General features: G+C 28.3%; 8 protein-coding genes. All 8 read left to right on the forward strand.

The annotated features are described in order from the left end of the window. Positions 1–128: 128 nt before the first annotated feature. The 8 genes from OWK30_RS00160 (at position 129) to OWK30_RS00195 (ending at position 14,797) form a co-directional block, all read left to right on the forward strand. A complete protein-coding gene (locus OWK30_RS00160) occupies positions 129–815 on the forward strand; it encodes a metal-dependent hydrolase (protein ID WP_423322377.1) in 687 nt (228 codons plus the stop codon). Continuing rightward, positions 805–1,848, forward strand: a complete 1,044-nt coding sequence (mqnC, locus tag OWK30_RS00165) for a cyclic dehypoxanthinyl futalosine synthase (protein WP_423322379.1) — start codon at positions 805–807, stop codon at positions 1,846–1,848. The genes OWK30_RS00160 and mqnC overlap by 11 nt, the downstream gene beginning before the upstream one ends. After that, entirely contained in the window at positions 1,848–2,993 is a 1,146-nt protein-coding gene (locus OWK30_RS00170) for a GAF domain-containing sensor histidine kinase (RefSeq protein WP_423322381.1), read from the forward strand. The genes mqnC and OWK30_RS00170 overlap by 1 nt, the downstream gene beginning before the upstream one ends. Further along, a complete protein-coding gene (locus OWK30_RS00175) occupies positions 2,993–4,522 on the forward strand; it encodes a DUF342 domain-containing protein (RefSeq protein WP_423322383.1) in 1,530 nt (509 codons plus the stop codon). Before OWK30_RS00170 ends, OWK30_RS00175 begins: the two co-directional genes overlap by 1 nt. Then, positions 4,515–7,322 carry an excinuclease ABC subunit UvrA gene (uvrA, locus tag OWK30_RS00180; RefSeq protein WP_423322722.1) on the forward strand — a complete coding sequence of 936 codons (2,808 nt, stop codon included), beginning with the start codon at positions 4,515–4,517 and terminating at the stop codon, positions 7,320–7,322. Before OWK30_RS00175 ends, uvrA begins: the two co-directional genes overlap by 8 nt. After that, a complete protein-coding gene (locus OWK30_RS00185) occupies positions 7,303–8,943 on the forward strand; it encodes an N-acetylmuramoyl-L-alanine amidase (RefSeq protein ID WP_423322385.1) in 1,641 nt (546 codons plus the stop codon). The genes uvrA and OWK30_RS00185 overlap by 20 nt, the downstream gene beginning before the upstream one ends. Before the next feature lie 72 nt (positions 8,944–9,015). Further along, positions 9,016–12,333: a translocation/assembly module TamB domain-containing protein gene (locus OWK30_RS00190; RefSeq protein ID WP_423322387.1), complete on the forward strand. Its 3,318-nt coding sequence runs from the start codon at positions 9,016–9,018 to the stop codon at positions 12,331–12,333. Continuing rightward, entirely contained in the window at positions 12,302–14,797 is a 2,496-nt protein-coding gene (locus tag OWK30_RS00195; RefSeq protein ID WP_423322389.1) for a BamA/TamA family outer membrane protein, read from the forward strand. Before OWK30_RS00190 ends, OWK30_RS00195 begins: the two co-directional genes overlap by 32 nt. Positions 14,798–14,856: the final 59 nt, after the last annotated feature.

The raw sequence follows: 14,856 nt of genomic DNA on the forward strand, positions 1-14,856 counted from the left end.
ATCATCTAATGTTATTCATAAAAAAAGAGCTGCAAGATATTTTTTGTGAAGAACGAAATTGTTAGAATACATTATTCCTTGATGTAGATTATATATTTAGATATAATTGTTAATAAAAGGAGGTAGATGTGGTAAAGATAAAATGGCTGGGGCATGCTGCAGTCTTAATTCAAGGGTCAAAACGGTTACTCATAGATCCATATTTAAAAGAAAATCCAAAAGCAAAAATTGATATAAATGAACTTGCTATTAATTACATTCTGATAACACATGGTCATCCTGATCATCTTGGAGATGCTATTCTTTTGGCAAAAGAGAAAAAAGTTCCAGTATTAGCAATTTTTGAGATTACAGCATATTTACAAAGTAAAGGAATCAGTGAAATAATCCCAATGAATATTGGAGGGAAAAAATACTTTGAGTTTGGTTGGGTTAAGATGGTGCCTGCTGTTCATTCTTCGTCAATCATAGAGAATGAAAGAATTATTTATGCAGGTAATTCTGCTGGATTTGTAATAAACATAGATAGTAAGATCATATATGTTGCTGGAGATACAGCACTATTTAAAGATATGGAACTGATTGGTGAAATATTAAAGCCAGAAATTGCAGTACTTCCTGTAGGGGGTAATTTTACAATGGATATAGAAGAAGCGATACATGCTACTAAAATTTTAAATGTTAAGAAAGTAATACCAGTACATTATGATACTTGGGATACAATTTCTACTGATATTGAAGAGTTTAAGGATAAATGCAAAGGGTGTGATGTAGAGCCTATTATTCTGGAGGTAAATGAAGAGTATGAGCTATAAAACAGTTACTAGGATATCAAAAACTGAAGCGATAAAACTGTTTATGAATTCTGATTTATTAGAAATTGGTAATATTGCTAATGATATTAGAAAAGAAATACATCCAGAAGGGATTGTAACATTTGTTATTGATAGAAACATAAATTACACAAATATTTGTGTATGTAAATGTAAATTTTGTGCATTTTACCGAAATAAAGATGATAAAGATGCTTATGTGTTAGATAAAGAAACATTAAAAAGAAAAATAGAAGAAACAAAGCAACTTGGTGGTACACAAATTTTATTACAGGGTGGATTACACCCAGATCTTGGTATAGAGTTTTATGAAGATATGTTGATGTTTATAAAAGACCAAAATATATGGATTCATGGTTTTTCACCACCAGAAATTATTCATATATCTAAAATGTCTGGCTTAACTATAGAAAAAACTCTTGAGAGGCTTATTAAAGCAGGTCTTGACTCAATTCCAGGTGGTGGAGCTGAGCTTTTGGTGGATAGAGAGAGACTAAGGATTAGTCCGAATAAAATTAACTCTGAGCTGTGGTTAAAAGTTATGGAAATTGCTCATAAATTAGGATTGAAAACTACTGCAACTATGATGTTTAAAAAAGGTGATAATATAGATTATATTTTGGAACATTTAGATAAAATAAGAGAATTACAAGATAAAACTGGTGGATTTACAGCATTTATTCCTTGGCCTTTTCAGCCTGATAACACGGAGTTGGGTGGTGAACATGTTACAGCTTATGAATATTTAAAAGTGCTAGCACTTTCAAGAATATACCTTGATAATATAAAAAACATTCAAGTATCCTGGGTAACTCAGGGACCTAAAATTGGTCAGATAGGGCTTTATTTTGGAGGGAATGACTTTGGTAGTTTAATGATTGAAGAAAATGTTGTGGCTGCCTGTGGTGCCTCCTATAGGATAAGTTTAGAGGATATGGTATATAATATCAAAAGGGCTGGATTTATACCTGCCCAAAGAAATATGCAATATGATATTTTAAAGGTATTTGAATAATGGTTAAAAAAGATTTGTTGGATATTTTAGTTGAAATAGCAGAATTTATGAATAAAACCAAAAATATTGATAATTTGCTGCAAAATATTATTGATTTAGCGAAAACCTATTTGAAAGCTAAAAGAGTTTCAGTTATGCTTATTGAAAAAGATAAATTGAAAATTGTTGCAGCTGTAGGGTTAAATTTTGACTTTAGCAATATTTACATTAAAATAGGGGAAGGGCTTAGTGGTAAGGTAGTAGCAACTGGTAAAGAAATAGTAGTTAATTTTGCTAAAGATATCAAAAAAGAGTTAGGATACTCTGCAAAATCATATATGTGTATTCCGCTTAAAACTAGTGAAAAAGTCATTGGTGTATTAAATGTTACAGATAAAGAAAATGATTTTTTCACAGAGGATGATGTCAAAATTGGTAAATATATTGCATCCCAATGTGCATTGGCAGTAGAAAGATTTAGGTTATATGAAGAAGAAAAAAGGAGTGAAAAATTAAAGCTGATAGGTAAGTTTACAGCCTCAATTGCACATGACATAAAAAATCTTTTAAATATAGTTCAAGGTTATATAGAATTATTAGAAATTGAGATATCTAATAATAAGGCAATCAGGGAATATGTTGATTCAGTAATAACTGAGTTAAAAATTATATATGGACTAACACTGGATATATTAGACTTTTCAAGAAACAGCATTTTACTTAATAAAGAACGTGTAAAGCTATCTGATTTCCTTGATTTAATTGAAAAACATACAAAGATTATGATTAAGTTTCTGAATATAAAATTTGAAATTAATTGTGATTTTGATGAAGAAATTATGATTGATAAAGAAAAATTGTTTAGAGTTTTTATGAATCTGATTAATAATTCTGTGGAAGCATTATATGGAGAGGGGATTATAAGGATTAATGTAAAAAAGAGTAATAAGTTTATAACCTTTGAGGTATATGATAACGGAGTAGGTATTAAAGAAGATAACATAGAAAAGATATTTGATCCTTTTTTTACTTCAGGTAAACTTAAAGGGACAGGATTAGGATTAGCAGTAGCAAAAGAGATTGTTAAAGCACATAATGGTGAAATTCTGGTTGATTCAAGGGAAGGTGAATATACAAAGTTTATTATTAAAATTCCGGTTATTTGATGAAGCTCTACTTTCTTAAAAAAGATGAAAAAAATGTATTTATTGAAATATTGAAGAATAAGTATCAACTTGATGCAAGTGAATTTATTATTTATGAGAGTGGAGATTTTCTAGAAGCTGAAATTTCCACGGAAAAAACAATCGATGCGAAGTTAGAGTTAAAGTTTTTAGAAAATGATTTAATTCTTAAAATTTCGTTGTATCCAGCAGTAAATGGAAAAAGTTTGGACATTGATAGTATAATAAATGCTATTACGGCAGAGGGTGTTAAAGAAATTAATATGGATAGATTAAGAGAAGCCTATGATCTTTTCCAGATGAATTACATAATGAAAAATGTAATAGTTTCAAAAGGAATAAAACCAATTCATGGGAAGGATGCACGAATTATTGTGAAATTTAAAGAAAAGTTAGATACTAAAAATAACGATTTTGATGGAAATGTAAATTTTAAAGAAACTAGTAATATTGTTAATGTCAAAAAAGGGGAATTATTACTGACAAAAACATTACCTACAAAGGGTGTTCCCGGAATGACAGTTAAAGGGGCTGTGATTCCTGCCAAAGAGGGGAAGGATTTTGAGATTACAATAATTGAAGGAGTAGATGTTATAGACAATGGACGGAAATATGTAGCTAACGTTGATGGTTATGTAGTTTTTGAAAACAATAAAATAGCAGTGTATCCAGTTTATACTGTAAAAGAAGTAAATTATGAAACAGGAAATATAGATTTTATTGGAATTGTACATGTATTAGGAGATGTTTTAGGTGATTTTAAAATTAGAGCATCTAAAAGCATTTTAATAGATGGTGTCTGTGAAGATGCAGAACTCATTGCTGATGAAGATATTTATGTGAAAACAGGAATTAAAGGTAAATTAAGAAATATAATTTATGCTAAAAAAAATATTATTGTCAATTTTGCAGAAAATACAAAACTTTATGCTGAAGGCGATATCATAATTAATAACTATATGCTTAATTGTATTGCGAGAGCTGGTGGAAAAATTACTGCTGTAAATGGGAAAGGACAGATAGCTGGTGGTGAGGTGGAGTCATATGGGGGGATAGAATGTAATGAGTTAGGAGCTAAAGGGAGTGAAAAATTTAATATTGTTGTGGGTGTGAATCCATTTTCTTTAAAAAGGTTGAGAAAGCTTGAAAAAGAGCTTGAAAAATATGTTCAGAATTTAGAGAAAATCGATGAAACTATAAAACAACTGAACTTAAAAGATGAAAATGTATATAAAAATAAAAAAGTAAAACAGATGCTGGAACTTAGAAAAAATATTATAATCAAAATTGAAGGAATTAAAAAAAATATACAAATGTTGAAAAACAATATATATAACGAAAAAGCTAAAGTAAGGGTGAAAGGTATTATACACTCTGGTATTAACATACAAATTTACAATGCATCAACAAAAGTTATTGAAGAGATCAAAAATGGTTTATTTTTTTTAGAACCAAATTACAATCAAGTAGGATGGGTGAGTTTAGAAGGGCTTAATGAAACTGATGATTGATCATATCTTAGTAAGAGGAGCTAGGCAACACAATCTAAAAAATATTGATGTAGATATACCAAAAAACAAACTTGTTGTGATTACAGGTGTGAGTGGTTCGGGTAAGTCTTCCCTAGCCATTGATACTCTTTATGCTGAGGGGCAAAGACGTTATGTAGAGTCTTTGTCAGCTTATGCAAGACAGTTTTTGGAGTTGATGGAAAAACCGGATGTGGACTCTATAGAGTTTTTATCTCCATCAATATGTATTGAACAAAAAACAATAAGTAGTAATCCAAGGTCTACAGTAGGAACTGTAACTGAGATTTATGATTATTTCAGATTACTTTATGCAAGAGTTGGGGATGTTTTTTGTCCTTCCTGTGGAAAACTTATACAAAAATATTCTGTTCAACAAATTGTGGATAATATTTTGAAATCTCCGATGGGAAGTAAGATTGAAATTCTTGCACCTATAATTAGGGGTAAAAAAGGAGAATATAAACAACTTTTTAAAAAACTTTTGAAAGATGGATTTATAAGAGGTTATGTGGATGGTGTATTAGTAAGATTTGAGGATGATATTGAGTTAAATAAAAATGTTAAACATGAAATATCTGTAGTAGTAGATAGGATTAAAATTAAGGAAGATATTAAACGGAGAATTACGGATTCTGTTGAAGTAGCTTTAAGACTTTCTGAAGGGCTTGTAAAAGTAAGAAATGAAGAGATTGAAACACTTTATAGTGAGCATTTTTCTTGTCCAGACTGCAATGTGAGTTTTGCTGAAATTGAGCCTAGAATTTTTTCTTTTAATAATCCTTATGGGGCATGCCAGGTTTGTGATGGAATTGGAGAAAAAATGGTTTTTGACTTAGATTTGATTGTTCCTGATAAAGATAAATCTATAAGAGAAGGGGCAATCAAGCCTTGGGAAAAGCTGGATGATTTTTATTTTTATAATACATTGATTGCACTAAGTAAAAAATATGACATAGATTTGAATAAACCTTTTAAAATGTTAACAGATGAAGAGAAAAAAATTATTTTTCATGGAGTAATTGAGCCTTTAGAATTATTTACTTTTAAAGGTGAAAAGAAGGTTTTTTATAAAAAAAGGTTTGGTGGTGTAATTGGATATTTAAAAGAAAAACTTTATTCTGGAATAAAAAGTGATGTAGATTTTGTAAAACAGTTCATGTCAGAGATGCCTTGTGAAGCATGTAGTGGGACTAGATTAAAAAAAGAGTCTTTATCTATAAAAGTGGGAAATAGGAATATTGCTGAGATTTCATCTATGACTATTGAAGAATTATTTGATTTTGTAAATAAATTAAAATTTGAAGGGTTTAAAGCCTCTGTTGCTGATAAGATTTTAAGAGAAATTAAAAGAAGGCTTAAGTTTTTACTGGATGTAGGACTTGATTATATAACTCTGAATAGAAAAGCAGGAACTTTGAGTGGTGGTGAATCTCAACGAATAAGGCTAGCTACTCAAATTGGAGCAGGATTAACGGGAGTTTTATATGTTCTTGATGAACCAAGTATAGGTTTGCATCAAAGGGATAATGATAGATTGATAAATACTCTAAAAGGGTTAAGAGATATAGGTAATACTGTATTAGTTGTTGAACATGATGAAGATACTATAAAAGAAGCTGACTGGGTAATAGATATGGGACCGTATGCTGGCAGAAAGGGTGGTGAAGTTGTTTTTTGTGGAACACCGAAAGATTTAGTTAAAGATAAACATTCTTTGACTGGTAACTATTTATCAGGAAGATTAAAGATTGAAGTTCCTGATAGTAGGAGAAAAGGAAATGGCAAGAAACTTAAAATTATTGGTGCTAAAAGGCATAATCTAAAGAATATAGATATAGAAATACCTCTTGGTAAAATTGTTTGTGTAACTGGTGTTAGTGGCTCAGGTAAATCTTCATTGGTGATTGATGTTTTGTATGACTCTGTCTTAAGAAAACTAAGAGGACAGAGTGTAAGAAAAGATAATTGTGAAGAACTTATAGGTATAGAACACATTGACAAAGTAATAGATATTGATCAGAGTCCCATTGGTAAAACTCCAAGATCAAATCCAGCTACCTATACTGGGGTGTTTACAGATATCAGAGAAATTTTTGCTTTGACTGTTGATGCTAAGAAACGGGGATATAAAATGGGAAGATTCAGCTTTAATGTAAAAGGTGGTAGATGTGAAAATTGTCAGGGAGAAGGGTATATAAAAATAGAAATGCACTTTCTGCCAGATATGTATGTAAAGTGTGATGTTTGTCATGGTTTGAGATACAACAGAGATACTCTTGATATTAGATATAAAGGTAAAAATATTGCAGAAGTTCTTGATATGACAGTTAACCAAGCATATGAGTTTTTTGAAAATATACCGAAACTTAAAAATAAACTTGAAATTTTGAAAGATGTAGGACTTGGATACATTAAACTAGGGCAACCAGCTACTACATTATCTGGAGGTGAAGCTCAAAGGATTAAGCTTGCAAAAGAGCTTATGAAGCGAATGACAGGTAAAACACTATATTTATTCGATGAGCCAACCACTGGACTTCATATGGATGATATAAAGAAATTGATAAATATATTTTATAGGCTTGTAGACAATGGAAATAGCGTTATAATAATTGAGCATAACTTAGATGTTATTAAATGTGCTGATTACATAATTGATTTGGGACCTGAAGGAGGAGAAAGAGGTGGTAGGATTGTGTTTCAAGGGACACCTGAGGAGTGCTGTTTATGTAAAGAATCTTATACGGGGAAGTATTTAAGTGAAAAATTACATGTATAGGTGTAACTTTTTTATAGTAGTAATAATTCTGTTTTTTAGTATTAATATATTTGCAAGTTTGATAGATGAGTATAACTCTGCAAAAAAAGATTTATTGTATATAGAAAAATCAAGAAAAGTTTCTAGACAGTCATATATTTTAACGGCTGAAAAATTTTATAAAATTTATGCAAAGGCACCGCGCTCTTCCTTGGCTGATGATGCTCTTTATTTATGTGCAAAAACATATATGAAAAGTTATTCTAGGTTTAGAAATAAAAATGACCTGAGTAATGCTCTTAAATATTTCCGACTTTTAGCAGCAAACTATAAATCAAGATGGGCTGCAGATGCATACTACAAAGCAGCTTATATTTACTATTTAAAAAAGGATTATGTTAGTGCAAAGTATATGATTAAGAAGTTAAAGGCTAAATATCCAGGAAGTTCTAAGATAAAAGATGCGAAAAGATTATTGGCAAAGATTAAGAGTGCAACAAAACCTAAGAAAATAAAAAGCAGTGTTAGAAAAACAGGTTATATTAAAAAGAATTCTAAGAGTATTGTGATTAAGGGGATAAGATATTGGAGTAATAAAGATTACACAAGAATTGTTGTAGATTTGAGTAGCCCTGCAAAATTTGAAAAACACTGGTTAAAGAAAAACGAAAAGCTTAACTTGCCTCCAAGACTATTTGTAGATATTTATAATTCTAATGTTGAGGGAAATATACCTGAGGTTATTAATGTTAAAAATGGATTGATTAGTAGGATTAGATGGGGAAAATTTAAAGATGGCGTTACAAGAGTAGTTCTTGATACTATTTCAGTTAAAGAGTTTTCAGTATTTCAATTAGTAAATCCAGCGAGAATTGTAATAGATATTACAGGTGAAGTAAAAAAATCTACTCAATTTAGTAAGAAAAAAAATTCCAATAATAGAGCTAATTATTCTGATACGTTAGCATCAGTTTTTGGCTTAAAGATAAAAACTATTGTTATTGATCCTGGACATGGTGGCAAGGATCCTGGGTGTAACTATTATGGATTAAAGGAGAAAGATATTGTTTTGGATGTTGGGCTTCATTTGAGAAAGTTGTTAAAGAAAAATACAAAACTAAAAGTACTAATGACAAGAGATCGAGATGTTTTTATTCCTCTTGAAGAAAGAACCGCCTATGCAAACAAGAAAAGAGCTGATATTTTTGTATCAATACATGTCAATGCCAGTAGAAACCGAAGAGCAAAAGGTGTGGAAACATATGTCTTAAATGTAACAAAAGATAAGTCGGCGTTAGAGGTAGCAGCTTTTGAAAATCAGGCTACAGAGAAATCCCTATCCGATCTTCAAGGAATTTTAAAAGATATTATTTTAAACTCAAAACTTGAAGAATCATTGATACTTGCAAAAAGTGTTCAAAATAGTTTAGTTCTTCATCTCAAAGAGAACAGTTTAGGTGTAAAGCAAGCACCTTTTTATGTTCTTGTTGGCGCTAAAATGCCATCAATTCTTATAGAAACTGGGTTCTTAAGTAATAAAAAAGAAGCAAGAAAATTTGCCACAAAAAGGTATAGAGAGGAGATTGCTGAAGGTATATTTAATGGACTAATGAAATATATTAAAAAATATAATGGCAGATAGATGTTAAAAAAATTTTTTCTTAAATTTGTACACTTTTTTCTTGTAATAACTTTGTTTTTTTTTATTATTTTGATGCTTTTGAATATATTTTCTGCTCAACTTTTAAACTTTTATATACTAAAATCGTTTGAAAATAAAATATCAATTCATATTGGAAAAGTTAAGAGAGTATTTTTGCCTATATACTTTGAGGTTGATAATGTTTCTATAAAAAATGCTGATGGCTTGATACTTTTCAAAGAAGGTCGTTGTGAGATAAACTTAAGATCTTTTTTTTCGAGAAAGCCTTTTATTAGTCTTTTTTTCAAAGATTTTATATATGAAAACAAAGGTAATAAGAATCGAGAATCTAATGTTAAATTTTTATTTGATGATTCATTACCTTTTTATATCATAAAAGATTTAACTATTGAAAATTTTATTATTAAGAGGCTGGAAGATAGTGTTGTTGTTGAGAATATTAATGTTCAAAATAATAAAAGTTTTCAAATAGTTGTAAAGAACTTTTCTGTTTTTGATAGGAAGTTAAAAGTAAATAATTTAAATTTAAAACTAATAGGAAAATTATTTAAGCATAAATTAGTGATTCATAGTGCTACAGTTCAAGGTATTGATATAGATGGAAAATTTAATGGATATTTTGGACAAAAAGGGTATGAAGCTAAGTTTCAATTAAAGCTCGGTACAAATTTCTTGAAACTTGTTAATATAAATTTAAAAGGTGACGCAAAAATAACTGGAAATATAAGAAGTGGTTCAATTAGAGCTGAAGTAGTTACAGATAGGCTTTACTATTCGAGTGAACCAGTTCAAATAAAAGGGGTTTTTAAGGGTACTTTGGATAACCTAAAATATGAAATAGAAAAATTCCACTATAAAAATTTTGACATAACAGCTTTTGGTAAAACTGATTTGAAGAGTTTAAAGGGGAATTGGAGATTTAATAGCCCACTAGTTATCTATAAAGATAAACAGAGAAAATTTATTATAAAAGATGCAAGCTATAATTATAATTTGTCGAAAAAGAAAGGTTCTATCAAGTTTGAAATAATAGGTGCTGAAAACTATCAAGTACATATTGAGATTCAAGTAGCTAGCTCGGATATTTTTATAAAAAAAATACAAATACAAAGTAATAGTACAAAATTAAAAGGGGTTGGGAGTTATGAGAATAAATCTTTAAAGCTGATTCTTAATGGAGTGGTAAAAGATAACAAGGAATTAATAAAGTTACTTAATTTATCTCATAATATTAACATTTCTTTAGAGATAGAACTAAATAATGAGGGTTTTTTTGCAAAAGGTACTTTTAAAGGATTGGCACCATTGAAGTATCATAATTTGAATATTAGCAATTATTATGGAGATTTCAAGCTAGATAAAGGTTTTTTTGACTTTAAAATTTTAGGGGATGCTGAAGAAGGAAAGATTTCTGTAATTGGTCAGCTCAAGAAGAAGTTTAATAAATATAAAGTAACAATTTATAATTTGCCTTTTAATAAAGTGCTTGGTTATTTTGGTGTTAAAAGCAATATAAATTTACCTGTTAGTGGTGAAGTTGGTATTCAAATAGCTGATTCTAAAGTTTTTGTTAGAGGTGGATTAAATAAAGTGAATGGCTTTAAATCACTGAAGATTGATTTTAGTTACGAGAATAAAAGGTTAAACATTGATAGTTTAGCTTTTAAAAATAAGGAATATAAAAATCCAGGCTATATTGATTTTTATCAAAGAAAAATAAATTTTAATATAAACGACAGAAAATTTAAATATACATATAAATTATTTGAAATTGAAGGGTTGCGTGTAAGGGTTGAAGGAAATCTTTTGAACCCATTTGTGATGGCAAGCGGTAATATTATACACCCAAAATTGGGTAATCTTAAAATGAAAGTGTCTGGAAATTTTAGAAGTATGAAGGTTAAACTTTTCGATAAAAAAATAAGAGCTGATTTTGATATAACAAATTTAAAGATTCTTAAAGGTATAATTGCCATAAATAATTATAAATTAGAAAAAGATACTAAAATTAGTTCTTTTGTTTATGTAAAGTCAGAAGATATGAAAAACTTTAGTTTTATTTCATCAAAATCACTAATTTATTATAAAAATAATACAATTGAATTGATTGATTTACATGGTAATTACAGAGATGAGTTTTTGATTTTAAAAGGTGGTAGTTTATCTAGTGATTATTTTAAAAACCTGAAAATTAAGGAGGGTTATTTTTCTCCTAAGAATTTTACTTTAAAATTGGTTCCTTGGAAAATTAATTTTAAAAATTTTGTTGTTATAAAAGGGGAGGGTGAAATTTTAATAAAAGGTAATTATAGTGATACTGATGTATTTGCTGATGTTTCTGGTAAAGGTTTTGTAAATATTCCCGAGCTTAATTTGAAAGTAAATGTTATATCTTTTAATTTGAACATTAATCGTAAAAGGATAAGAGCGAGTTTAATAGGTAAGAAACTTGATACTTATATTAGGTTTTCTCTTTTTTCCAAAGATTTATATCAAATAAGCCAATATAAAATAATTTTAACTGGTGAAAATGTATTTATTTCTAAAGATGGATTTTCTGGTATTTTAAATATTAATATCACTAAAAAGGTAGGTAAAAATGTAGTTACTGGTGATCTTTTTATTACAAAAGGTATATTTAATTATAAAAAAATAAAAACTGTTTCAAGTACATCTGAAAAAGTTAATTTTCCATTTGATTTTGATATGCATATATTAAGTGTAAAACCTATTAAACTTATGGATGATTTTGTTGATGGGAATGCTTATGTTAAATTGAATGTGGTGTATAAAAAAGATCAGTTAAATGTAACAGGAGTAATTAAGTCGGTTGAATCTTATTTAAAAATTGCCGGTGAAAAATTTTTTGTAGAAGAAGGCTATTTGAAAATAGATGGAGATAAACCACCATATTTTTATACCAAAGCAATTGGAACTGGTAGCTTTAATTATTTAACTATTAAAATATATGGTTATTTACCTGATTATACGGTAGAAATTGAGGATTTAAACCCAAATAGTAGAGAAAATATATTCAATAAAAGCAGAACTCAATCAAAAAATGTAATATCATCTTTTTTTACTGGATCATTATTAAAAGAGCTAACAAGATATACAGAAAAACTGCTTGGAATAAACAGAATTGGGTTAGAAGAAACATCAGTTTCTGGCACAGAAATGAGAGATTATTTTAAAGTGGGTCGCAGGTTTTCTGATAGGTTGGAGATAAAATATTTAGTGGAAACAGAAGGAAAAGGAGAGGGGGTTGTACTGGGAGAATATTTGTTGTTTGATTGGTTAAAGTTTAATGTGACTTATTCTAGTAAAGAGGGTTCGGGTGCGGGTATTACTTTTTTTACTAGTTTTTAGTATTTCAAATCTTTTTGCTTTTGAAAATAGTGACTTAATGAACTTATGCCAAAAGTATGGATACCATATTGCTGATGAAATCAAGAGTATTTTTAAACTTGAAAATGTGGTACTAACTAAGGATTGTTCTGTTAAAAATACTATTCAAAAAAAATATAAAGTTATTTTAAAAGGAAACTATGTCTATTTAGATAGTACCCTTTTAAGGGTTGCGTTAATTAAAAAAAAGGAAGTAGTAGAAGATGAAGTTCAGTCTGTAGTAAAAAGAATTGAAAAATTTTATGAAGATAATGGTTATATTGATGTAAAGGTTGATTTTACTTTAAAAGACAATAAATGTCTTATTTATATCAAAGAAGGTGATTTGTATATAATTAGTGGTGTAGAATTAGTCAATGTTCCTTTTAAATATAAAATTATTCCTTTCAAGATCTTTTCTACGAAAAGACTTCATGAAATACTAAGTAAAGTTAAAGAAAAGTTGAGAGAAAACGGCTATTTTGACGCAAAAATAAAATATAATTTAGAGTATGTAAAATACAATTATCCTTTTTTTAACAAAGATAAGTTTATTAGTAGCATAATATCTGTGTTGCCTTTTTATCATAAGATAGTTAAGTTAAAAATTACTGTAGATACAGGGGAAAAGTATAATATTGTAGTTAAAGGAGTTGTTGATAGGAAAATTCAAGAAGAAATTAAAAAACTTTTTGTTAAAAGTGTTGAACGTATAAACAGTTTTTATGTTGGTTTTTTTAAAGAAAAAAGTGCTAATTTGTTAAAATCGTTTGGTTATGAGAACGGTAATGTAGAAGTTGAACTAAAAAATAACACAATTTTAATATCTGTTTTTTTTAATAAATATTTTAAGCATATTAATATCAGACTTAAACTTACTCCTAAAAACAATAAAGTTGAAGCAGAAATAAATAACTATCTTAAAACTAATATGTTTGATTTGGATAAAAAAAAATTAACATCTCTTTTAAAAAAAATCGCATTTAGTGAAGGTTATTGTAATCCAAAAATTGAGAGTGCTTATGCTAAAGATGATATTAGAAATTATGAATTATATGTTGATATCAATCTTGGTAAACAATGCAATATTGGAAATATATTTTTAAATAATGAAAAAATTTACTTAAGGTTTAAGTCAGTTAAGTTTAGTGATATTGATCGAATAAAAAGTGAGTTAATAAAGCAATATAATAATAGATATTTTTTCAGATATATAAATTTTGAGAAATATGAGGTAGATGGTGATAATGTAAATTTGTATTTTATTGGTGATTTAAGGAATTATAAGTTAAAAAATTTAATTTATTATGATAGTGAAGCTGTTTATAAATTAGCAATAAAAAGATATTTTAGAAAAGACAAAAAAATTACAAAGTACAAAATCGATAAGGTAAGAAGTTATCTGAAAAAAGTTGGTTTTTATAGTGCAAGCTCTGTTACCGTTGTTCCTGTAAATAATGGAGAAGCTTTAATAGCAATATATAATAAGGTTGACTATAAAAACCAGGTTTATGGTGGTTTTGGTTTTACCTCTGTGAATGGATTAAATGCTTATATAGGATATAGGAGATTTGATTTTGCTAATCATAATCTTAACTTAGTGTTTTTTAAATCTAAAGATGAAGTAAAAGGAAATCTGAGCTTATTGGGTTATAATTATCTAGGAGAAGATATATACGATGAGCTAGGGTTTATTTACAGATATAAAAAAGAAAAACACTTTAAAGTTAACTCGAAAAAAGTTTTTGTTCAATTATCTAAAAGCTATATCAATAAAACTCTTTCTACTACTTTTATGTTTGATGATTTAAAAGAATATAATTTTGACTATGATTTAACACTTAAAAATAAGGTTGAAACAAAGAAAAATATTGTAGGATTAAGGGGGAGTATTACTTTTAAAAATTTGGATTTGATCATAAATCCGTTAAATGGTTATGCGCTTAGTTTTAATGGTAATATATATAGAAATCTGCAAAAATTATTTTTTTACGAAATAAATGTAGGCTGTACTTTATTTAAATCCTTATTTAAAGAAAAATATTTATTTTCTATGGCGGTTAAAAGTGGTAAACTGTTTGGTAATGATAGCTCAATACCATTAAGTTATCGTTTTACGCTTGGTGGTCCACAGATGATGAGAGGGTATGGTGTTGATGATATTGGAGAAGAAGATTCAACAGGCAAGGTCTTTGGAGGAAAGAATTATTTTTATAATGAAATAGCATTTAACAAATTAATTAGAAAAAATGTATTAATAGGTTTGTTCTTTGAGTCTGGTAATGCAGGTGATGACTACAATAAGATTTTTAGATATAAGGATTTAGGAATAAGTTTTGAATTGAGGACACCTATCGGCCCTTTAAAGTTGAGTTATGCTAATAATTATTTTTTTAGTAATAAAAAATCGCAAGCTTTTTATATAACTTTTGGTAGGATTTTTTAAAGGATAACCATAAAGAGGTAATTGAGATATAATGAAAGAAAAAGGGGGATACCCTTTTT

Origin of the sequence: Deferribacter abyssi, assembly GCF_049472655.1 — a bacterium.
GTDB lineage: Bacteria > Chrysiogenota > Deferribacteres > Deferribacterales > Deferribacteraceae > Deferribacter > Deferribacter abyssi.